This is a genomic window from Idiomarina sp. PL1-037 (assembly GCF_034422975.1).
Lineage (GTDB): Bacteria > Pseudomonadota > Gammaproteobacteria > Enterobacterales > Alteromonadaceae > Idiomarina.
Map to the genome: position 1 here is coordinate 343,309 of NZ_CP139873.1, position 22,005 is coordinate 365,313.

At 46.7% G+C, this 22,005-nt stretch carries 26 protein-coding genes; 19 read left to right on the forward strand and 7 right to left on the reverse strand.

The annotated features are described in order from the left end of the window. Positions 1-20 precede the first annotated feature (20 nt). The 9 genes from U0358_RS01605 (at position 21) to U0358_RS01645 (ending at position 6,292) form a co-directional block, all read left to right on the forward strand. Positions 21-920: a lipid kinase gene (locus U0358_RS01605; RefSeq protein ID WP_322406803.1), complete on the forward strand. Its 900-nt coding sequence runs from the start codon at positions 21-23 to the stop codon at positions 918-920. A gap of 1 nt (position 921) precedes the next feature. After that, on the forward strand, positions 922-1,362 hold the full coding sequence (locus tag U0358_RS01610) for a hypothetical protein (protein ID WP_322406804.1): 441 nt from the start codon (positions 922-924) through the stop codon (positions 1,360-1,362). Positions 1,363-1,447: 85 nt separating this feature from the next. Continuing rightward, entirely contained in the window at positions 1,448-2,635 is a 1,188-nt protein-coding gene (locus tag U0358_RS01615) for a GGDEF domain-containing protein (RefSeq protein ID WP_322406805.1), read from the forward strand. 45 nt (positions 2,636-2,680) lie between these two features. Beyond that, a complete protein-coding gene (locus tag U0358_RS01620) occupies positions 2,681-3,730 on the forward strand; it encodes a lipoate-protein ligase LplAB (RefSeq protein WP_322406806.1) in 1,050 nt (349 codons plus the stop codon). Between the two features lie 75 nt (positions 3,731-3,805). After that, positions 3,806-4,168 (forward strand): GNAT family N-acetyltransferase, encoded by a 363-nt coding sequence (locus U0358_RS01625; protein WP_322406807.1) that lies wholly within the window; start codon positions 3,806-3,808, stop codon positions 4,166-4,168. A gap of 39 nt (positions 4,169-4,207) precedes the next feature. Further along, complete coding sequence (locus U0358_RS01630) at positions 4,208-4,492, forward strand: type II toxin-antitoxin system RelE/ParE family toxin (RefSeq protein ID WP_322406808.1); 285 nt, start codon at positions 4,208-4,210, stop codon at positions 4,490-4,492. Continuing rightward, complete coding sequence (locus U0358_RS01635) at positions 4,489-4,791, forward strand: helix-turn-helix domain-containing protein (RefSeq protein ID WP_322406809.1); 303 nt, start codon at positions 4,489-4,491, stop codon at positions 4,789-4,791. Before U0358_RS01630 ends, U0358_RS01635 begins: the two co-directional genes overlap by 4 nt. 20 nt (positions 4,792-4,811) lie before the next feature. Continuing rightward, complete coding sequence (locus U0358_RS01640; protein WP_322406810.1) at positions 4,812-5,291, forward strand: FMN-binding negative transcriptional regulator; 480 nt, start codon at positions 4,812-4,814, stop codon at positions 5,289-5,291. Between the two features lie 155 nt (positions 5,292-5,446). Then, the gene (locus tag U0358_RS01645; RefSeq protein WP_322406811.1) at positions 5,447-6,292 is read left to right on the forward strand and encodes a metallophosphoesterase family protein; all 846 of its coding nucleotides are present in this window, start codon (positions 5,447-5,449) and stop codon (positions 6,290-6,292) included. A gap of 45 nt (positions 6,293-6,337) precedes the next feature. Here the strand turns inward: U0358_RS01645 and U0358_RS01650 are convergent, their stop codons facing one another. Continuing rightward, a complete protein-coding gene (locus U0358_RS01650; RefSeq protein ID WP_322406812.1) occupies positions 6,338-8,332 on the reverse strand; it encodes a methyl-accepting chemotaxis protein in 1,995 nt (664 codons plus the stop codon). A gap of 136 nt (positions 8,333-8,468) precedes the next feature. Between U0358_RS01650 and ybaK the strand changes: the two genes are divergently transcribed. Together ybaK and U0358_RS01660 are read left to right on the forward strand one after the other, a co-directional pair. After that, a complete protein-coding gene (gene ybaK, locus U0358_RS01655) occupies positions 8,469-8,933 on the forward strand; it encodes a Cys-tRNA(Pro) deacylase (protein WP_322406813.1) in 465 nt (154 codons plus the stop codon). A 9-nt stretch (positions 8,934-8,942) separates the two neighbouring features. Further along, positions 8,943-9,275: a hypothetical protein gene (locus tag U0358_RS01660; RefSeq protein ID WP_322406814.1), complete on the forward strand. Its 333-nt coding sequence runs from the start codon at positions 8,943-8,945 to the stop codon at positions 9,273-9,275. A 151-nt stretch (positions 9,276-9,426) separates the two neighbouring features. Here U0358_RS01660 and U0358_RS01665 read toward each other — a convergent pair whose 3' ends face one another. Together U0358_RS01665 and U0358_RS01670 are read right to left on the reverse strand one after the other, a co-directional pair. After that, a complete protein-coding gene (locus U0358_RS01665; RefSeq protein WP_322406815.1) occupies positions 9,427-10,164 on the reverse strand; it encodes an ABC transporter permease in 738 nt (245 codons plus the stop codon). Continuing rightward, positions 10,157-10,882, reverse strand: a complete 726-nt coding sequence (locus U0358_RS01670) for an ABC transporter ATP-binding protein (protein WP_322406816.1) — start codon at positions 10,880-10,882, stop codon at positions 10,157-10,159. Before U0358_RS01670 ends, U0358_RS01665 begins: the two co-directional genes overlap by 8 nt. 157 nt (positions 10,883-11,039) lie before the next feature. Here U0358_RS01670 and U0358_RS01675 point away from each other — a divergent pair, with 157 nt between their 5' ends. Next, positions 11,040-12,122, forward strand: coding sequence for a sensor histidine kinase (locus tag U0358_RS01675; RefSeq protein WP_322406817.1), 1,083 nt, complete (start codon positions 11,040-11,042; stop codon positions 12,120-12,122). Next, positions 12,119-12,715: a response regulator gene (locus U0358_RS01680; RefSeq protein ID WP_322406818.1), complete on the forward strand. Its 597-nt coding sequence runs from the start codon at positions 12,119-12,121 to the stop codon at positions 12,713-12,715. The genes U0358_RS01675 and U0358_RS01680 overlap by 4 nt, the downstream gene beginning before the upstream one ends. Before the next feature lie 26 nt (positions 12,716-12,741). Here the strand turns inward: U0358_RS01680 and U0358_RS01685 are convergent, their stop codons facing one another. Next, positions 12,742-13,740, reverse strand: coding sequence for an NADP-dependent oxidoreductase (locus tag U0358_RS01685; RefSeq protein ID WP_322406819.1), 999 nt, complete (start codon positions 13,738-13,740; stop codon positions 12,742-12,744). A 255-nt stretch (positions 13,741-13,995) separates the two neighbouring features. On the opposite strand from U0358_RS01685, the gene U0358_RS01690 reads away from it, so the two are divergent. From U0358_RS01690 to envZ, 4 genes are all read left to right on the forward strand, one after another. Then, a complete protein-coding gene (locus tag U0358_RS01690; RefSeq protein ID WP_317498773.1) occupies positions 13,996-14,250 on the forward strand; it encodes a DUF4282 domain-containing protein in 255 nt (84 codons plus the stop codon). A 228-nt stretch (positions 14,251-14,478) separates the two neighbouring features. Next, positions 14,479-14,805 carry a potassium channel family protein gene (locus U0358_RS01695; RefSeq protein ID WP_322406820.1) on the forward strand — a complete coding sequence of 109 codons (327 nt, stop codon included), beginning with the start codon at positions 14,479-14,481 and terminating at the stop codon, positions 14,803-14,805. A 68-nt stretch (positions 14,806-14,873) separates the two neighbouring features. After that, positions 14,874-15,623: an osmolarity response regulator transcription factor OmpR gene (ompR, locus tag U0358_RS01700; RefSeq protein ID WP_322406821.1), complete on the forward strand. Its 750-nt coding sequence runs from the start codon at positions 14,874-14,876 to the stop codon at positions 15,621-15,623. Next, on the forward strand, positions 15,623-16,933 hold the full coding sequence (gene envZ, locus U0358_RS01705; protein WP_322406822.1) for a two-component system sensor histidine kinase EnvZ: 1,311 nt from the start codon (positions 15,623-15,625) through the stop codon (positions 16,931-16,933). The genes ompR and envZ overlap by 1 nt, the downstream gene beginning before the upstream one ends. A 6-nt stretch (positions 16,934-16,939) precedes the next feature. On the opposite strand, the gene sthA is transcribed toward envZ, so the two are convergent. Further along, positions 16,940-18,358: a Si-specific NAD(P)(+) transhydrogenase gene (gene sthA / locus U0358_RS01710; RefSeq protein ID WP_322406823.1), complete on the reverse strand. Its 1,419-nt coding sequence runs from the start codon at positions 18,356-18,358 to the stop codon at positions 16,940-16,942. 127 nt (positions 18,359-18,485) lie between these two features. On the opposite strand from sthA, the gene nudE reads away from it, so the two are divergent. Both nudE and cysQ read left to right on the forward strand, forming a co-directional pair. Continuing rightward, a complete protein-coding gene (gene nudE / locus U0358_RS01715) occupies positions 18,486-19,043 on the forward strand; it encodes an ADP compounds hydrolase NudE (RefSeq protein ID WP_317498778.1) in 558 nt (185 codons plus the stop codon). A gap of 11 nt (positions 19,044-19,054) precedes the next feature. After that, entirely contained in the window at positions 19,055-19,867 is an 813-nt protein-coding gene (gene cysQ, locus U0358_RS01720; protein WP_322407445.1) for a 3'(2'),5'-bisphosphate nucleotidase CysQ, read from the forward strand. Here the strand turns inward: cysQ and U0358_RS01725 are convergent. Continuing rightward, positions 19,839-20,075, reverse strand: a complete 237-nt coding sequence (locus tag U0358_RS01725; protein ID WP_011233587.1) for a YheU family protein — start codon at positions 20,073-20,075, stop codon at positions 19,839-19,841. The two genes, cysQ and U0358_RS01725, sit on opposite strands and share 29 nt — an antisense overlap. After that, entirely contained in the window at positions 20,072-21,985 is a 1,914-nt protein-coding gene (locus U0358_RS01730; protein WP_322406824.1) for an ATP-binding cassette domain-containing protein, read from the reverse strand. The genes U0358_RS01725 and U0358_RS01730 overlap by 4 nt, the downstream gene beginning before the upstream one ends. Positions 21,986-22,005 lie beyond the last annotated feature (20 nt).

Sequence of the window (22,005 nt, forward strand, 5' to 3'; positions counted from 1 at the left end):
AATTAGGAAGGGGTAAGGCATTGCAACATGCATTGTTAGTGGTAAATCCGAAGAGCCGGGACGGTCACTCTGATGTGCTAACAGAAGCTATCGATTTGCTCAGAAACTCAGGCATTGAGGTAGAGGTTTGCGTCACTGAAAATGCAACTCATATGGCTTCCTGCATTAAAAATAACCGTGAGCAAGAAGGCGCAATTATTGTTGCTGGTGGCGATGGAACTATCAGCTCTGCGTTAGAGTCAATTTATAAAAGCCAACAAAGCTTAGCTATTTTACCTATGGGTACGGCGAATGATTTCGCGCGGTCGCTGGGGCTGCCACAGGACGTTGTCGCTGCCGCACAGGCTATTATTGACGACAAACGAGAACGCATAAACGTGGCAAAAGTTAACGGTAATTACTTTGTAAATGTTGCTCATGTCGGCTTAGGCGTAGAGGTAACTCGCGAGCTGACATCAGAAATGAAGAAGTATTTCGGCGTGTTTGCCTATCTAGGCGCATTTACCAGCGTCGCAAAGCGTAATAAGAGTTTTAACGTGACTATAAAAGCCGATGACTGGGAAGGCTCAGTAAGAGCTATTCATCTGGCGGTGGGGAATGGTCGCTTTTATGGTGGCGGAAATATTGTTGACGAAGACTCCACATTGCTGGATGGGCAACTGAATGTATTTTGTTTGAAGCCAATACGGTGGTGGCGGTTGTTATTACTGGGGGTAAATTTCCGTCACGGTAATTTACGAACGGCCGAGCGTGTGGTCTGTAAAAAAGCCCGGAAAATTAGCATAAAAACTTCCAGACCCAAGAGGATTCAAGCCGATGGCGAGTTTAAAACCGATACTCCGGCAGAGTTTGAAGTGATCTCAAAGGCGATTGAAGTTATTGTTGGCGATATGCCAGTGCCAAATAAAAACAAGGAATAATATGTCGATATTACGCACAGATAATCAGGCCGATAGCATGGAGATTCTGAAGCTCGTCATTGAGACAAAGGATTACTACCGTGAAATAGCGAAGGTGGTTGAGGATGATAACCTTGCTAACGAGCTTGAAAGCATTGCTAGTGAAAGAGCCTCTTTTATTGAGCCGTTTGAAAATATCGTTAAGGACCTCGGCGAGCTGCCGGCTAAACCCGACCCTGATAAAGAACTGATGCAAATAATTGAAGGGGAACTCACTCAGTTTTTCTCTGCGGATTCTAAAACCGATATTTTGGATAAGTGCCTGCAGGAAGATGAAGAACTGGCAAATGTGGTAAATAGCACCAAATTGGGAGAAAAGTCGACGGAGTATCAGAAGCTACTCGACGTGTTGGCTGAGAACCTTAGTGACACCAAAACGTCAATTCAGGCGTTAAAAGATTAATATGTAATATAGTAAAACGGTGAATAAAAGGTCAGAATGAGAAGCTACCGGCTGCAAAAAATTACCGTTTAGACAGGAAAAAACGTTGTCACAACAAAAAAAGCAATATGACATGCATTGGCTGACGGGACAGTTTTTCGATCCCGGTAAAGAGTCTCGTTATCGTAACTCCATTAAAGCAAGGGTACGTTTCGAGTCCCGCCTTGCATTGCTTCTTGTGGCGGCGGTTTTTGCCATGTTTGGCATTACCGATTACAACCTGCTGGGATTAACTCACGAATTTTATTTGCTGCTTACTATGCGCATAGCCGTGGTGAGCTCTTGTATTGTGCTGGCTTTCGTTATCGGACATTGGGGCGGTTACTCCCGAAACACTTGGTTGCATGGTTTGTCGCTATGGGTTCTGGCTACGGGCATTATTCTGATTGTTCCGTTGCGCCCGGAAAGTATTCTCACCCAGATCACTGCGGTGGTGGTTGCGATAATGGCTTTCTATCTTCTTATTCCCAACCTGCTTACAGTGGCGGCGTTAGCGAGTCTCTACTTAAGTGTTGGTTTTTTGGCGTCTGCAATAATTTATGCTGGAATTTCTCCGACCGATGCGCTTAGTCTGGCGCTATTGTTGATTATGGCCAATATTGTGGGCTACTGTGCTTTATTACGCATAGAATTTCTGCAACGCAAGCAATTCGCTCTACTTCAGGATGAGCGTGATCAAAATAGTGATCTGCTTAAGGAAATAAAGCACAGGAAATCACTGGAATTGCAATTGCGCATGGTGGCTGAGCGGGACGCACTGACCGGGCTGGATAGCCGAAGCCATTTTATGAAGCGGGCCGAAGCGCTGTTGCAACGAGCTCAGTTAGAAAAAACACCGTTTTGCCTCTTCATGATCGACGTAGACCATTTTAAGCGCATTAATGACACCTGGGGCCATACTCGCGGAGACTTAATTTTGACAAAAATAGCTGAGGTTTGTGAACAGTCGTTACGCCCCAAGGATGTTATAGGACGTTTTGGTGGTGAAGAGTTTGTCGTAGGCCTGCCGCATACCAGCCCCAGCGACGCGCAAGCCGTAGCCGAGCGTCTGAATGCGAATGTTGAAGCATTGTCATTAACCGACGAATTAAGCGAGCTGCGCTTGAGCGTGACCATAGGTATTGCGGCAGCACATGCAGAAGATGACGACCTCGACGCCCTCATCACACGCGCAGATAACATGTTGTATGAAGGTAAGCGTGGGGGCCGAAACCGGGTTGTGATGTACCGCTAGAGTTTGGACGGGTTAGTATTCTGAGATGAATCAATGGGGGAAGTCATGCACGGAGAATATAAAGTACCAGGCGGTAAATTAGTCGTTGCTGATGTTAATTTAGAAGATGGCTGTCTGAGTGAGGTCAGTATTTCAGGCGACTTTTTCTTAGAACCTGACTCTGCGCTAAACATAATCAATGAGGCTTTAACCGGACTCCCCGAAACCTCAAGCCATAAAACGCTCGCTGCCGCAATTGATGAAGCGCTCGATGACGATGTAATGATGTTTGGTTTTTCCGCCGAAGCTGTTGCTACGGCTATACGACGAGCCTTAGGTAAGGCGAGCAGCTGGCTTGATCATCAATTTACTCTTATTCCACCAGTAACACTGCCCGCAGCAGAACATGCCGCGTTAGACGAAGTGATAGCGGACTCAGTTGCCAAAGGTTTACGAGGCCCAACATTAAGGTTTTGGGACTGGGACGACTCTGTGGTGGTGATTGGTTCTTTCCAGTCAGTAAAAAATGAAGTGGATATGGCCGCCGCGAAAGACGCCAATGTACAAGTTGTACGACGGGCGACAGGTGGTGGCGCTATGTTCATGGAACCCGGTAATTGCATTACTTATTCATTAACGGTACCCACCTCATTAGTCGATGGCATGAGCATTGAAAAGTCTTATGAATTTTTAGATGCCTGGGTTCTGGCGGCATTAGCTGAGGTTGGTATTAAAGCTTACTATAAACCGTTAAATGATATAGCTTCTGCGCAAGGAAAAATAGGCGGAGCAGCACAAAAGCGCTTGGCCAATGGCGTTGTCGTGCATCATGCGACTCTCGCTTATGATATCGACGCCAATAAAATGCTACAGGTATTACGTACTGGGCGTGAGAAACTCTCGGATAAAGGCATTACCAGTGCCAATAAACGAGTTGACCCTATGCGTAGCCAGACAGGCTTAACCCGAACCGCCATTATTGACGCTTTTATGAATCAGTTTACTCAGGCTTATCAAACCCAAGTTGATGACTATTTACCGCAAGAGTTATCCGCCGCAAAGGCTCTGGTAGAAACGAAGTACTTGACGGAAGAGTGGTTATACAAGGTAACTTAAACAGGGGGAATCATAATAATTACCTTCAGTCCTGCTAGGAACCTGAGTAGCGCTGCAGAGCTAACCCTTGCCAATATGCGTTCATACTACGAACAGTATTCGGTCGAGTGGGACAGCGTTGAAATTGAGAAAATGACGCGTGAGCTGATGAATTTTGACATTCTATTTGAGGGCGAACCTGTCGGCGTTATCAGACTGTCTTTCGATGATGATGGTTGTCACCTGCGAGACTTGCAGGTGGATGAGCGGTATCAGGGGAGGGGAATTGGTTCTCAGGCACTCGCGCAGGCAGAAAAGCTTGCAAGGGAAGAGAAGGTCAATACACTCCGGTTGAAAGTATTTAAAAGTAGCCCCGCAGTTCGGTTATATCAGCGTAACGGTTTTAGCGCGAGTAGCGAAGATGACCGTTTTTACTATATGGTTCGCTCTATTTTTTGATAGTACGACTTAGCTCACGTTTCCCCTGTTTAGAATTGAATGAGTAAAGGCCTTATTGATGCAGACTTAGGCGGTAATGTTTATAAAAAGCGTATGGCTTATAGCAATAAAGGAAAACGCGGCGGGTATAGAACAATTGTTGGTGCTGTTATAGGTAACAAGTACTTTTTTCTCTATGTGTTTGCGAAAAATAAAAAGACTAATATCAGTTCTAAAGAGAAGGTTGCTTTAAAAGAGCTAGCTAGAATGTTTATCAGCTTTGATAAAAAGCGGTTAGGTAAGCTTGTCAAAGAGGGCGAGCTTATTGAGGTAGGTGATTTATGAGTGATATTTTAAAGTCTGTTCATAAAACGGCTAAGGGTCTGAAAAACTCGGGTGTGATAGATAAGACAACGATGCGCAAGTTTGATGCGTTATGCTTGACCACTGTCCATGAATTTTCCGCTGAACAGGTTAGAGCTCTTAGACTGAAATATAAGTTATCACAGCCCGTATTCGCACAATATCTGAATGTCAGCGATAAACTGGTTAAGAAGTGGGAGCAGGGCGACAGTAAGCCACGCGGAGCGGCGCTTAAAATGCTTTCTATTGCCGAAAAAAAAGGTTTAGAAGTTATTACTTAAACTAATTTGAAACCATAAAAATGTACATACCGAAGCACTTTGAGGAAGATGACAACGCAAAGTTGCACCAATATATTCGCGATTATGGTTTTGGCGTGTTAGCCGTTTTCCAGGGACCGGGTGGCTATGTTTCTCCTTCGTGGTATCCCTCCAAAGCAGAAACCGGGCGAGTTGTACCAACCTGGAATTATCTGGCTGTGCATGCGGCAGGGAAAGCCAGGGTTGTTGAAGATGCAACTTGGCTAAAGCAGCATTTAACGAAACTAACAAACCAGCATGAGTCAGGAATGAATGAGCCGTGGCAGGTAGATGACGCCCCTCAGGATTTCACCGACCGCTTAGTTAAGGCTATTGTTGGTATAGAGATAGAAATTGAAACGCTGACAGGTAAATTGAAAGCGAGCCAAAACTTGCCAGAACGAAATAGAGCAGGAGTTAAAGCGGGTCTTGAAGGGGGTGAGCAACCGCAGAGCTGCGCGATGTCTAAATTCGTTAGTTAGTAAAACGGCCTCGTTTGTCTGATGGGTTGTCATCAAATTGTCACGCCAATGACACATTCATTCGATAGCATCCGCTCCCGTGATTCAACACCAACAAAGAGCGTCGCTATATGTCCGTAATTCGCGTTTTATCTGTTATTTCCCTGCTAGTATTCATGAGCTTAACGAGCGCTTTTGCTAATGGTGCTGAGGCCTCTCACTCTGACGACAATCTGGTATTAAAATTTGCTGTATTGGGCGACGCTGAGCCTAAACCTAAAGCGGAATTCCCGGGTGTATCTGCTGCCGTTGATGATGTAAACAAATTGGCGGAAGACGGCACTATGGATTTTGTTGTTGGCGTGGGTGACATTGCGCACAAAGGCACAGTCATTCAATACGAAAATGTGACGCCAGTTCTGCAGCGCCTGAGCCTGCCATTCTACCCTATTATGGGCAATGAAGAGCATGGGGATACAGTAGAGCGTTACCTGAAATATGCGAACTTGTGGAATGACGGTAAAATTTCCATAGAAAAGCCAAGCTACGTTCTGGAGCACGACTCTGTTGCTTTGGTGTTCGCTTCACCGGATTTTGGCCGGGATTTTGGCGATGAAGGCATTGCCTGGATGAAGGAGCAAATAGAGCATCTGGCTCCGAAGCCGGTACTGCTTGTTGTTCATGGTGCACAAACGGGTGTGTACCCTGAAAATGCAGATAAAGGTGTGACGCATGAAGGGTTTAAAGACATTGTTGCGCAACCGAATTTAGCAGCAGTGATATCGGGCGACTTGCATATGGATATGGAGCGGGTTAACCACTCTAAGCAAATTGACGGAGTTCATTATTTACATATGCCGGCACTGGAACGCACAAAAATACCGGACGAAACTCGTCACACCCCGATGTTTCGTGTATTCAGTATTTTTGATAATGGACAGGTACTGGTAGAAACCTACCAGGTAGACGTTGAAAGGCCGCTGGTTCGTCATGAATATAGGTTTGAACTCCCTAGGAAATAATGCCCTCAACAGAATAAGGTACAGTGACCGGGGGGAGGAGCAATTCTAATTCATTGCATTTAGCCTCTTAGCAATGGCGTCAATTTTTTCGCTCATTTGACTTAAGTGATTTGAATCGTCCGCGTTACTTGCTGTAAGTGCTTGCAGGCGATTAACAAACTGACTCAATTCATTCGACACTTTTTGCTGTTCGGCAGAAGCCTCGGCTATCTGGGTGGCTTTTTCTGTTATTTGAGAGAAAGCTTCAACTACTTGCTGCAAGTGTTCCGACGTGGATTCCGTCGACTCAACGGCATTCTTGGTTTGGTTCTGCCCGTGCTCCATGGAAGCGACCGACTCTTTGGAGCCTAGTTGCAGCTGATTAAGCACGGCTTCTATTTCTACCGCTGAGCTTTGGCTTTTTGCCGCCAGGTTGCGGACTTCATCGGCAACAACCGCGAAACCCCGACCACTTTCTCCGGCACGAGCGGCCTCAATTGCGGCGTTTAGCGCTAATAGATTCGTTTGCTCAGAAATATCACGAATCACACTCAACATGCCGTTAGCCTGTTTGCTGTTCTCATCCAGTTTCAGAATGTTCCGCTGCGCATCCGCAATGGCTTTGGCCAGAGTTTGCATGGTCGTTGTTGCGCGTGCCATTTCCTGGCCACTGTTCAGTACATCCTGATGAATTCTTTCAACGGTAACTTTGGTTTCGTCGGCGAAGTTAGCGACATCCTGTGAGCTGGCGCCCAGCTCTTCAGTTGCCGCCGCCAGCGTGTGGTTTTCATCACTCAGGCTGTTGGCTTTATCCAGAAACTCATTGCTGAATATCTTCAGTTTATCGGCATCATGAACCAGGCTGTTCGATTCATTATGAATTTCATCGAGTATCGATTTCAGTTTATTACCATAAGCATTTACTGCCTGTCGCAGTTCGCCTATTTCGTTCATGGTACTGACTTCCAGAGCCTGAGCGGTACCTCCACTGATAAGCCCTTGAATCTGTTTGGTCGTTTGTTGGATCTTAGCCAATAGGTTACGGAAAAAGAATGCCGCCAGAATGCCAACGGCCAATAGCAGAGCACCAATAGCCAGCATCAGGAAAAGCCCCATATCCTGAGCCACTGCGGTCATTCTGTCTTTCGGTACAATTAATCCAATTGTCCATCCGGTTTGTGGGTGCTTTATCAGATCAACGTGTGCGGCTTCATCTAAAATAGCGTCTTCTTCCAGTTCGACTGTTTCGGTTCCCTCAAGGTTGACCGCAGTATTGAGGGTTTCTTCTAGCCATGTCGCTTTATTCGCCAGTTCACTGGCTGTCATTAGGGAGTCGTCGTTTTTTACAATCTGAACTGAAGACTGTGGAAAGCTAATCATTTGTCCCGCGGAATCAACTGCAAAGACATAACCCTCATTATCTTCTCCGTACTGCTCGAATATTTCAGTGATACCGTCAAGCATCATGTCCACGGTAGCAACTCCGGCGAAACGGCTGTTTTCCTGAATAGGAATAGTACAAGTTACCATAGGTGTTTGAGTAAAAGGGTCGATGTAAGCTTCTGACCAGGTACAGCTGTCTGAAGGCGCTCCTTTGCCGGCCTTATACCAGCTTTCATTGTGATAGCCAGAGCCACCGGGCACGTTATAGTCATCCAGATATTCTATGCCATTGTCAGTGCGCCCCCAGAAAAAGCTACGACGTTGAACACCGTCGGTAAAAGCATTTGGTTCGGGCCAGATTCCACCGCCGGAAATGGCCGAGTCGCCGTGGTTATCAATAATGGATGGGAAAAGTTGTTTGAATAACTCTTTATCTTTAGGAAGTTCTGAGGCAGCCAGAGCTAATGTGCTTGTCAGCAATTCAATTTGATCCAGCCGGGCGGTAAGTAAATCAGACAGCCCGGCTTGATTGACCGATATCTGCCGTTGCTGCTGGGAAATTAAATCCGGCTTTACCTTCATTTCGACAACGGTGACAATAACAGCTAGAGCTAATACTAAGACTACTACAAACCCAAGATTAATTTGCTGGCGAATCATTAGCGTGGTCTTGGTCATAGAAACTATCCTGAAAGTACATTTGGTTTCATAACGAACTATTAACAAAAAAGATAGGGAATTCAATCTTTTTAAGTAAAATAGTTTATTTATCGCCCTGGTTTGTTAAAAATAAGTTTAATTTAGGTTGGCCGAAATGACTCCCGCAATTGATATAGCCAGGAAAAGTAGGATTTCTTTTAAAGTACACGAATATTCCCATGACCCGGCCAGTGAATCTTATGGTGACGAAGCTGCCGAGAAGTTGGCCGTTCCGCAGGAGCAAGTATTCAAAACCTTAGTTGTCAGTCTTGACGGCAAAGAACTGGCTGTAGGCATCATTCCGGTGTCATCAAGGTTAAGCCTTAAGTTGATAGCAAAAGCTTTGGGTGCAAAGAAGGCTGCAATGGCGGCTCAGAGTGATGTCGAACGTGTTACTGGTTATGTTCTGGGAGGCGTTAGTCCGCTTGGCCAGAAAAAGCGGCTCAGAACCATAATTGATACCTCTGCAACTTATAACCCCACCGTATTTATAAGCGCCGGGCGTAGGGGCTTAGATATGGAGCTAGCCCCTGAAGATTTAAAAGCGCTGGTGAGCGGTGAGTTTGTTAAGATTACTTAATGGAAAAGTATGTTTAAAAGAATTCAGCAGCAAAATCATCAGGTGGCAGATACGCAAATATTGGTATCTTATGATCGCCTGACCAGCCAGTTTCAAATCTCTAATGGAGACGATGTGATATACAGCCGATCTCTGCTGCTGTTGCCATTTATCCGTTCAAATATAGTTATTTCCAACAGCACATACTCCTTAAAGGTGATTTCTTTAATTTTATGGCGCGCAAAGTTAGAGCAAAGTGGAAATATCGTTATTTCTGAGTTACTCCGGCCTCGACGCGCCAAATCCATAGCTTCCATTGCGTACAGCACGTTAATGAGTGTATTACGGTTTTTTGCGGGTTAATTGTAAGGCAACTCATTGGGCATGAGACAAACTGATTTCTATGTAAGGAGGGTCTTTAGTCATAATGTGTTGGCCTTTATTTGTTTAATATTTAGAACAATAACGGCTATAAAAGGTGGGGCAATAACCTTAGTCTTCATTTACCTAATCTTTAACGAGAAAGTCGCTGATAACGCCAATAAATTACGGCGATTAATACGCCACAAAAAGCGACAAGATAAAGCCCGTGTAGCCATAAGTTATGACCCTGATTTGTACCGATAACGGCATGTGCCAGTTGAGCGTAGTGGTACGACGGCAGTCCATAAGCGATGTAGCGCACGGTATCGGGTAAAAACTGAATCGGCACCCAAAGGCCGGATAAAAACGCCATGGGTAAATAAACTAAATTGACGACAGCAGGGGCCGCTTTGTCGGACAGGGAGAGACCCATGAGTAACCCAATTAAGGCAAATGGCAGAGTTCCTGCTAACAGAACAATGAAGAGCAGGCTCCACTGCCATGGCCATAATTGCACGTCGGCAAAAAGTGCTGCCGTAATAAACAACAGTAAGGCAATGCAGGCGGCAAAAACCAAACTGCTAAAGAATTTAGCGACCACATAAGCAGAAAGAGGCATGGGGGAAACACGCTTCAGCGTAAGCCAGCCTTGTGCTCTGTCACTAGCAACAGCGGTTGCGTAGTTAAATAATGCTGGACCCATCATGCCAAAGCAGGCGTATGAAACCAGCATATACTCGCCTTGTGCCGCGCTAAAGTTAAAGACAATACCGAAGAACACGTAAAACACGAGTGGAAATAACATGGCAGGTAAAAAGAATGCGGGCGTGCGCCATAAGCTGAGTAAGTCGTAGAGGCTTTCTTTTAAATAAATATCCGAATTAAGCATGAGAGGGCTCCCGAATAAGTTGTAAGTAGGCTGATTCGAGGGAGCCGTGATCGGCAATAATCTCGTTGACTCGTCCCTGTGCAATAATTTGACCGTCCCGCAAGACAGCAACACGATCGGCAAGACGCTCTGCTTCTTCAATGTAATGAGTGGTCAGTACTAAAGCGCAGCCATGCTGCCGGCGTTGTTTAATTTTCTGCCAAAGCAAGTGGCGTGCTTCAACATCCATACCCACGGTAGGCTCATCAAGAAAAAGTAAGTCGGGATTTCCGGCCACCGCGATGGCAAACAGAACTTGCTGGCGCTGGCCGCCTGATAGTTTCCCGAAACGTTGCTTAGCAATACCAGTTAAATCAAACTCCTCCAGCAAAAACTCCGGGGTGGTGCCTGACGGATAATAACTACAAAATAAATCCAGTTGTTCGGTGACGGTCAAGTTGGCGTTTAAGGTACTAAGCTGCATCATGACCCCAACACGCTGCCGAATGGTTAATGGCCTATGCTGGCTTGTGAGTTGAGTCCCCAGAACTTCTAAATTCTGAGCATCATAATCATGCATGCCAAGTATGCTGTTAATTAAGGTGGTTTTGCCGGCTCCGTTTTTTCCAAGTACGGCAATGACTTCACCCGCATAGGCATTAAGGCTGACATTGGTCAGCGCCGCTTTTGCGCCATAGTGTTTATTAAGTGATTGTATTTTAAGGTTTATCGGACTCATTGGCGGCCTTTGTGCATTGATTCGTTGTTAATGAGTCTATTCAGCCAGCCTTTGAACCGGTAGTTGCGTATGTCATCAATTAGGAATGACATTTGTCACTGGTGTGCTTGCTTTGTAGCGGCCATAATAAAAATGAGGAACAGCAAAGAGCAGCGGTATGTCAGATAAGCAGCGGGCACGCGAACAAAAACATGCGTGGATTTACCTTTTTAACCTCGGTTTCTATATTTTACCGATGGTGCTTTTTCCGTATCAGGTTTGGGAAATTGTCGTCATGGTGGCGGCGATGTTGATTTTTATTGGCCTTTATTACTGTTGTTATTCGGTGCCGCGTGAGCAAATGCTGTGGCCAATCCTTGGCATGTACATTATTGCTTGCGCAGTGACACCGCTAAACCCGGGGTCTATTGCTCTTTTTAGTTACGCGGGTTTTTTTGTTGGTTTTGCTTATAACTGGCGGGTTGCGCTCGTGGCTGTTACCGGCATTCTTCTTACCTTAGCCGCCTTCCATTTTGGTCCTGGAACCAGATGGGCTCTCTTTTTGCCCTACGGCATTGTCATTGTTGTTACTGTCTCTATTTTTGGCCGGGTTGAACGACTCAGACAGCAACATGCTGAAGAGCAAGAACGTGATGCTGAAGAGATCGAGCATTTAGCGACCAGTGTTGAACGGGAGCGGATAGCCAGGGACTTGCATGACATTTTGGGTCATACGCTTTCCAGTATTATTTTGAAATCTGATCTTGCCAACGCACAACTTTCTAAGCGGCGTTATGATGAAGCATCTGAGCAGTTAGTAGAGCTGAGTGAAATTGCTCGTGAATCTCTTTCGCAGGTGCGGCAGAGTGTTTCGGGGTACAAGCATGGAGGGTTACAGCTTGAGCTGAGACGACTTGAGCAGCGTTTGGCTGACGGAGGCTTCAGTACTCGGATAACCGGTACACCGCCGATAATAGATGAGCAACGGGAAACCTCACTGGTGTTAGCAATAACCGAATTGGTAACCAATATTATTCGTCACAGCAATGGTCAACAATGCTTGATTCATTTTGACGAAACAGCAAACACCTACCATATTAAAGTAACCGACAATGGTAATTGCCATGAAGTTAGTTCTGGAAACGGTTTGAAAGGGGTAGAGTTGCGGATGAAAGAGCTTGGGGGCTCTGTGGCAATATCAGCAAACAAAGGGTGTGAAGTGGCTCTCCTCTTACCAAAACTCGCAGAGCAACAGGTATGAAAATTCTCTTAGCTGAAGATCAAACCATGGTGAGAACTGCGCTGGCAAGTTTGTTGCGACTGGAGTCTGATTACCATGTTGATGAAGCCTTGGATGGCGTTGATGCTCAAAAAAAATTACAAGAATGTGATTACAATGTTTTGCTGAGCGATATTGAAATGCCTAACCTTTCCGGGCTTGAGCTAGTTCAGTGGGCGCAGCAGAAACAACCAAACCTTCGTTCGGTGATTATCACCACCTTTAACCGAGCCGGTTATATTAGGCGAGCTATTGATTCAGGTGTTCGTGGTTTTCTACTAAAAGATGCGCCCATTAATGAACTGATCACGTCGTTGCAACGGGTTTGTATGGGTGAGCAAGTGATAAGTAATGAGCTTCTTCTTCAGGCTCTTGGAGAGCGTGACCCGTTGACAGAAAAAGAGCGTAAAGCACTACGTCTGGCAAGTCAGGGATTAACCACTCAAGCCATCGCAGAACAGTTATTTATTGCTCCAGGTACCGCGAGAAATTACCTTTCTGAGTCAATCAATAAACTGCATGCGAGCAACCGGACTGAGGCTGCTCGCATCGCTCATCAAAAAGGCTGGTTGTAATAAACTATAGGTGTTTTTTCAACGGTTTACAGTTTCACAATCAATTTGCCTTTATTGTCGCCGGTAAAGAACATATTCAGTCCCTCAATGGCTGACTCCAACCCTTCAAGAATATGCGAACGATGTTTTATCTTGCCGGACATAACGTAAGGCGTCAGTTGTTGCAGCAAGGTTGGAATTTGGTCGAAGTGATCGGGCATGGTAAAGCCCTGAATTGTCAGGCGCTTTTTAATAACAGGCACCCAACTTGGCCCGGGGCTGGGTACTTCTTTATCGTAGTCGGCTATCATGCCGCAAACCACCACACGACCGTGCGCGTTCATGCGTTCAACCACTAAATCCTGAATGGGACCACCGGTGTTTTCAAAGTATAAATCTACGCCATCAGGGGTCAGTTTAGTCAGTTGGTCGCGCAAGTCATCAGTTTTATAATTAATCGCACCGTCAAAGCCAAGTTCGTCAACAATCCAGTTGGCTTTTTCTTCGCTGCCGACAACTCCTATCACTGTGAGGCCTTCGGCTTTTGCTATTTGACCCACAATTGAGCCTACTGAGCCGGCAGCACCTGTTACTACAAGGGTCTCTCCATTTTGAGGTTTGCCTACATTAAGTAACCCTTGAGTAGCGGTTAACCCCGGTAAAGCGAATACTGAGAGTACGGTCTCGTCAGGTACGTCGGCCTGAACCTTGTTAATGCCCTTACCATCGCTCAGTGCATATTCCTGCCAGCCCATCATGCCCATAACCCGGTCGCCGACTTCGAAGTCAGGATGGTTACTCTCGACAACCTCTCCAACACCTGAGCTGCGCATTACCGTGTTTAATTCAACCGGCGGTATGTAGCTCTCGGTATCAGGGCTCATCCAGCCAAACATGGCAGGGTCCAGCGACATTTGTCGTTGTTTAATTAATATTTCACCAGAGCCTGCTTTTGGGAGCTCCTTTTCTGTTACTTCAAAAATATCAGGTAAGACAGGGCCCGGCTCTGGGCGTTTAATCAGTTTTATTGCTTTATAAGTCGTCATAGAGTTCCCTCTTTACTAAGTTGTGTTTCAGCTTATATGGTTACTAAAGTCGGTTAATAAAAGGTCAATGCTGTGCGACTTATCATCTTCTTTTGTAAACAGTAGTTGCCGGATATTGTGAACTTCATCTAAGTCGATTAATATCAAGTAGATAGTTTCTGTTCTGAAAAGGATATCAGGCATTGCGTAAACTCTGTCGATTTATTCTTTTCTTACTACAAAAGCTGTTTACGCTAAAATAATAAGGAGATAAAAATGAAAGACGTTCTATTTTTTAACAATATGCTGACGCCGAAGATCATTACCTTTGTATACTGGCTTTTGCTTCTGGCTGCGGTTATTGGTGGTATAGGTACTATGTTTGCTGGATACGAAGGTTTTACCTTTGGGAGCTTTATTATGGGGTTACTTACTGCCGCAGGTGGAGCTATTGGTGCAAGAATTTGGTGTGAGCTGTTGATTGTTCTGTTTAAGATGAATGAAGCTCTACAAGATCTTCGTAAGAAGTAAGTTTAGTGCAGGGCGTTGGAGCTCTATAGCCTTAACGCCCTAAATACTATTTGAGTTGTTTCTGGCTTTGGGACAATCTTGTCCATTTAACACAGTTTTCTTTATCCGCTGCCTGGTGGGGCAAACGACAATATGCTTATTTCTTTCCTGTGTAACTCAATTATCGTTGGTTTAACCGTGATTTTTCACTATGAGGCGCTAAGCCGAATAGGTTGGGTAATAACCAAAATGAAAATGTTCAGTCAAATTCGACTGATGTTTGGGGTTATGCTTGCAATAATCGCACACGCTGTCGAAGTTGGTTTCTTTGCGCTCGCTTATTACGTTATGCATCACGAAGAGGGGTTTGGCACGTTAGTCGGCAATTTCGACGGCAGCTTTATAGATGCCTTATACTTTTCTTTTACGGTTTTTACTACGGTGGGCTTTGGTGATATTGAGCCATCCGGTACTCTAAGGTTCTTAACTGGTGTAGAAGGCTTAACAGGGCTGGTTTTAATTACCTGGACGGCTTCGTTTCTGTACGTTGAAATGCAACGTTACTGGAATCGTTAACTGAAACATTTGCTAACAGAAGCCGACTTCTATAAACCAGGCAAGCGGTGTATCTTTATAGCTGGAGCATGCCAGCTTGGAAAACAAAACTGATGATGCAGGAAACATTAAAAATTTTAGTGGTAGACGATGACGCTCGGCTGCGAAGCTTGCTGGAGCGTTATCTTACTGAGCAAAACTTTCAGGTAAGGGTTGCGCAGGACTCTGAACAAATGGACCGTTTGCTGACTCGCGAGAATTTTAATCTATTAGTACTGGATTTAATGCTGCCGGGCGAAGACGGGCTCTCCATTTGTAAACGGTTGCGCAGCGAAGGAAACAACCTGCCCGTCATTATGCTCACTGCAAAAGGTGACGAGGTTGATCGTATTATCGGCCTGGAACTCGGTGCTGATGATTATCTGGCCAAGCCTTTTAACCCTAGAGAATTGCTGGCGCGGGTGAGAGCGGTGCTGCGTCGGCGAGGTACCGAAGCCCCGGGTGCTCCCTCGCAGGAAGATCAGGAAATAACCTTTGGTGAATTCAGGCTAAACCTGGGCACTCGAGAAATGTTTCGTGGCGAGACACCTATGCCGCTAACCAGTGGTGAGTTTGCGGTACTCAAAGCTCTCGTCAATAACGCACGACAGCCACTTTCGCGCGATAAGTTAATGCATCTGGCTCGTGGTCGTGACTACAGCGCGCTTGAGCGCTCGATTGACGTTCAGGTATCTCGTTTAAGACGTATGCTGGAGGCGGACCCGACCAAACCCCGATATATTCAGACGGTGTGGGGTCTGGGCTACGTGTTTGTGCCGGATGGTCAGCTGAAGTCCTGATGAAATTTTTTCCCAAGTCAGCGTTTTCCCGCACGGTAGCGCTGCTGGCTCTGGTGTTGCTTATCAATCAGCTTGTTTCTTATGTGATGGTCAGCAATTATGTTGTCAGACCCTCGATAGAACAAATTAATGAATTGGTTGCTAAACACATCCGCACCATGTTTATCCCCCGTCAGCATCTGGCTGAAACCGAGCGGGAACTGATGACCAATTATGCTGAAGCAACCGGCATCGAAGTCTTTAATGATGAAGCTGCCGAGAAGCAGGGCTTAGGTAACTCAACCTATTATGGTTATTTATCGGATGACATGAGCAATATGTTGGGTGGCAAAGCCCAGGTGCGGGTGGCTCAGGGCAATAAATTCTATTTGTGGGTAAAACCTCCGCGTGCGCCTGACTTCTGGATACGCGTGCCCCTGGAAAGTATGCAGCAGGGGCGCTTCTCACCATTGGTAATGTACCTGGTACTCATTGGTTTGCTGAGCGTGTTTGGGGGGATGCTATTTGCTAACTGGTTAAACCGACCGTTAAAAGCTCTGGAGAATTCTGCCCGACGAGTGGGTCGGGGAGAATTCCCTGAGCAGCTCTCTGAAAAAGGTGCCACAGAAATTGTGTCTGTGACCCGCGCTTTTAATCAAATGTCGCGCGGTATCCGCGAATTGGAAAATGACCGTAACCTTTTAATGGCCGGTGTTTCTCACGACTTAAGAACCCCTCTGACTCGCATTCGTCTGGCTGCGGAAATGATGCCACAGGGCGAAGACGGTCTGGCTCAGGGCATTATTGAAGATATAGACGACATGAACGACATTATTGATCAGTTTATCGATTATGTTCGTCTTGATCAGCAGGAGTCCAGTAGCAGGGAGTCACTGAATGAGCTGATAGAACAAACTGTGGCGAATGTCCCGGATAACTGGCAAAAGCAGTTTGAGCTTAATTTAGGCACGTTGCCCAGAGTTTGGTTACGCCCCTTGTCTATGAAGCGAGTCATTATTAATTTGCTGGAAAACGCCGAACGTTACGGTAAAAGTCAGGCGGTGGTCAGCTCCGGGCACGATAAGAAACAAAAGCGTGTTTGGTTCAGGATAACTGATGATGGTCCGGGCATTCCCGAGGAGCAGCAGGCGACATTATTTGAACCCTTTACTCAAGGCGATAAAGCGCGTGGTGGTGTTGGTTCCGGTCTGGGGCTGGCTATTATTAAGCGTATTGTCGACCGGCACGACGGCAGTATAAAACTGCAAAACCGCCCGGGAGGCGGCTTATGCGTATGTATTGAGCTGCCGCTGAATCAGCAACGGCAATAGCCCTGGTTATAGCAACAGACGGTTAATACCGTTAAGCGCTGCAACTCGGTAAGCTTCCGCCATAGTCGGGTAGTTAAAGGTGGTATTGACGAAGTAGTCGATGGTATTGCCACCGTTTTTTTGTTCCATAATAGCCTGACCAATGTGGATAATTTCTGAAGCTCGCTCGCCAAAGCAGTGAAGTCCCAGCAGCTCGCGCGTTTCGCGGTGGAATAACAACTTCAGGCAGCCCACATCAGCACCGGAAATTTGTGCCCGTGCAAGGTGCTTAAACTGCGCACGACCCACCTCATAAGGCACTTTCATTTCAGTCAGCTCTTCTTCGGTTTTGCCAACCGAGCTAATTTCCGGAATGGTATAAATGCCCGTAGGAATATCGCTGATAAGTGCTTTGTCGCAATTACCGTTAATAATAGCGGAAGCACAAATCCGGCCCTGATCGTACGCTGCGCTGGCTAAGCTGGGGTAACCGATAATGTCGCCGACCGCATAGATATTATCGACACTGGTCTGGTAGTTTTCATTTACTTCCAGCTGGCCGCGATAGTTGGGTTCCAGACCCACCGCCTGGCAGTCAAGCTGTTCAATGTTGCCGGAACGACCATTAGCAAAAAGCAGACAGTCGGCAGCCATGGTCTTACCAGACTTGGTTTTCAGCACCACTTTGTCGTCATGTCCGGTAATGCTTTCGTATTCTTCGTTGTGACGAATGACAACGCCACTGTTGCGCAAGTGATAACTCAGCGCATCTGAAATTTCCGCATCCAGAAAAGAAAGCAGCCGTTCACGTTGGTTTATTAAGTCCACTTTTACGCCCATACCCCGGAAAATACTGGCGTATTCACTGCCTACCACACCGGCACCGTATATCAGAATGGTTTTCGGCTCGTGAGACAAAGACAGTACTTTGTCTGAGTCGTAAATTCGCGGATGCGAAAAGTCTACGTCTTCCGGGTTGTACGGGCGAGAACCGGTGGCGATAACGACATGTTTTGTGATCAAATCATCGACGGAGCCATCCAGTTTAGTGACCCTAATACGGTTTTTATCCAAAAAAGAAGCGGTACCGTGCACCACAGTAACGTCGTTACGGTCGTAAAACGAACTGCGCAATTTCACCTGTTTACGAATAACCGATTCGGCATAGTGCAATATGTGACTGAAAGTTATACCGCTCTGCCAGCCTGGCCCGGAAAACAATGGATTATTATTGTATTCAATGAGGCGGCTGACGGAGTGTCGTAAGGCTTTGGAGGGAATGGTTCCCCAATGCGTGCAACCGCCGCCAAGGGCCTTATGCTTTTCTACTATGGCAACGTTGTAGCCGCTTTTGGCCAATTGCATTGCAGCGCCTTCGCCGCCCGGGCCAGTACCGATGACGACGACATCGAATTCAGTTTCGGTTTCAGGCTTTATTGCAGTCATATTTCTCGCTTCACAACCGGTGTACGGGTTTTAGATAGTAGCACTGTATAAGAAAAGCGTAAATTGACACTGTTTTCTGTGCGCAGAGTCGTTATAGTAAAGAGAGACAATGACTTGGAACCGTTGTATGAGTAAAGAAAAACAAGTCCCGCAAATTCTGGCACGTCGTGTCGTAGCGCAAAGTCGCTTAATGCGTATTGAAGCTGTCGATCTTAAATTTAGCAATGGCGAGCAGCGTCAGTTTGAGCGCATGAAAGGCAGTGGTCGGGGGGCAGTTATGATTGTCCCCTACTTGGATGAAGAGACTTTGTTACTGATACGGGAATACGCAGCAGGCCTTCACGACTATCAATTAGGTTTCCCTAAGGGTCTAATTGACCCGGGTGAAAGCCCGGAAGAAGCAGCTCAGCGCGAGCTAAAAGAAGAGGTGGGTTATGGTAGCCGCCAACTTGACTTCTTAATGGAAGTGTCTCTCGCACCTCAGTTTTTCTCCGCCAAAATGAGTGTTTTCGTAGCTCGCGACTTATACCCCGAAAGCTTGCCGGGTGACGAACCTGAGCCGCTGGAAAAAGTGACTTGGCCATTAGGCGATATTGACAACTTGTTGGCTCAACCCGACTTTTCTGAAGCGCGCAGTGTTGCGGCGCTGTTAATGCTTTTGCGTAATTTGAGTGAGGCACCGTAGTGGCAGAGGCAATGCTGGAGAGATTGAAAGAGATAGCCTGCGAAGCAGGTGGCGTTATCTTGTCAATGTATGAGCGGCACGACTATAAAACGGCCGAGAAAAAAGACGACTCTCCAGTAACGACCGCAGATCTTGTTGCCAGCGAGCTAATAGAAGATCGACTCAAGCAGTCATTCCCTGATATTCCGGTTATTTCTGAAGAAAGCGAACATCAGGACTATAATGAGCGCCGTCAATGGCAGGCCTATTTTATTATTGACCCGATAGACGGTACTCAAGAGTTTATTTCCCGCTCCGGGGACTTTGCGGTCAACATTGCTTATGTAGAAAACAACGAGCCTGTCATTGGCGTTATTTTCTGGCCGGTCGGTGAAACGCTTTACTATGCCCAAAAAGGAGTCGGCGCTTTTAAACAGAAAGAGAACGAAAAGCAGAGCATAAGCGTGCGCAAGTTTAGAGACCCACAAGCTGACCCTATTGTTATTGCCATTAGTCGTCAGCAGGCACGAGAGCCTGTGTTTAACCGCTTGCAGACAAAGCGTGATATTCAGTCATTGCCAGCGGGTAGCTGTTCACTGAAAGCCTGTTTTATTGCCGAAGGGAAAGCCGATTGCTTTTTACGGCTGGGACCTACCGGCGAATGGGATACCGCCGCATCTCAAGTCATTGTTGGAGAAGCTGGCGGTTGCATAGTGAATGAGAACTTTGAACCTATTACCTACAACCGCACGGTTAGCTTACTGAATCCTAACTTTTTAGTTCTGGGTGACCAAAGAGTACCTTGGGAAGAGATCTTCATTGCCCGTCAGGCTCGTTTCCGGTAACGCTGTCTTTGTTGACCACATCGACACTTTCGTGCAGTTCAGAGTAAACAATAACGGCTTCGCCGGACTTCAGACGTTGCTTCAGTTGCTCGACTTTTGTTTCGAAACTGAGCTCTTGACTGCCGTAATCGGTTCCTTCGCGCAGTACAATAGATTCCATTAAATTGTTTAGTGTTTCCTGATCAATTTCCTGCCACGGAATAATCATTTATCCTCCGTTTGCTGCAACTCTTCGGTTAATTCTGCCAGCTCTTCTTCTGCTGTCATCCAGAGGTTTTCTTGTTGTTGCAGGTCTTTTTGCGCTTGCGCCTGCTGGTCTAATAGTTTTTGTAATTTGGCTTTATTGGCATCGTCATACAGGCTGCTGTCACTCAGTCGCTCGTGAATATCGGCTAGCTTCAGTTCCAGAGAATGAATCGTCTTTTCTGCCTTCTCTATTTGCTGACGTAAAGGCTTGGTTTTTTGTCGTACCTCGGCTTCTTTTCGTTTTTGCTGCTTGCGATCATCGCGCTGGCGGGTAGCGGGTTGCTCGCTGCGTTTGTCGTTAGCGGCCTGTAGCTGCAACCAGTCGTGGTAGGCATCTAAATCACCGTCGAAGGTCTCTGCTTTGCCGTCGGCAACCAGGCAAAACTCATCTACTGTGGTACGCAGCAAATGTCTGTCGTGCGAAACCACAATTAGCGCGCCTTCATACTCTTGCAAAGCTGCAACCAGTGCGTCCCGTAAACCGAGATCCAGGTGGTTGGTTGGCTCATCCAGCAAGAGTAAATTAGGACGTTGATAGATAATGAGAGCTAAAGCCAGACGCGCTTTTTCACCGCCAGACATGGGCTCAACCGAGCGGGTGGCCTGATCACCGGAAAATCCAAAGTTACCTAGAAAGTCACGCAGCTTTTGTTCAGTCGCTTGTTTATCAATGCGCTGCAAGTGCAATAGAGCCGATGCCGCTAAGTCCAGAGTTTCCAGCTGATGCTGGGCGAAATAACCAATGCTGAGACCCGGGTTAACCAATCGCTCACCTGCCATCGGTTCCAATTCACCCGCCAGCAGTTTAATCAGTGTCGATTTACCGGCGCCGTTTCGGCCAAGTAAGCCCAACCGGGTGCCGGGCACCAGGTTTAACTTAATTTTTTCGAGAATGGTGGTGTCACCGTAGCCGGCTTTGGCGTCGCGCAGCGTCAGCAGCGGATTAGGCAGCTTTTCAGGTGTTAAAAAATGAAAGTCGATGCCACTCTCAGCGCGCAATGGTGCCTGATTAGGCAGCTTCTCAATAGCCTTTAAACGACTTTGCGCCTGTTTTGCTTTGCTGGCTTTATAGCGGAAACGGTCGACGTAAGCCTGCAAGTGCTGACGCATAACCTGAGCTTTTTCGTATTCACTTTGTTGCTGAGCGATGTGTTCGGCGCGCTGCCGCTCAAATAAAGAGTAGTTGCCGCGGTAGCTGTTCAGTTTTTTGTGCTCTATATGAGTAATGTCGGTGGTGACCGAGTCGAGAAAATCCCGGTCGTGCGATATCAACAAAAGCGTTCCGTCGTATTGTTTTAGCCAGCTTTCCAGCCAGAAAATGGCATCAACGTCCAAATGGTTGGTTGGCTCATCCAACAGCATTAAGTCGGCGCGGGCTATGAGTACCTGTGCCAGGTTAAGCCGCATACGCCAACCACCGGAAAAGGCTTTTACCGGCTGTTGCAGTTGTTCCTGAGTAAACCCAAGACCGGCCATTAGGCTGGCGGTTCTGGGCTGAATATCATAGGCCCCGATGGAAGCCAACTTGTCGTGACAGTGGGCAATGGCTTCGCCGTTGTTATCGCTTTCGGCCTGCGCGAGTTGCGCTTCCAGCTGCCGAAACTCGGTATCGCCGTCCATTACGTAGTCGATAGCAGACTTATCCAGTGCCGGAGTGTCCTGGGCTACGCTGGCAATGCGCCAGTCTGCCGGCAGGTGAATATTACCGCTGTCGGCACTCAGCTCACCACGCAGCATGGCAAATAGCGAGGACTTGCCGCAGCCATTACGGCCCACTAAGCCAACGCGGTGTCCAGGGAATACTTGTAAGTCACTGTCTTCAAATAAAACATCACCGCCACGCAATAAGGTGATAGCTTCAGCACGGATCATAAACTACTCTTCATTTTGTA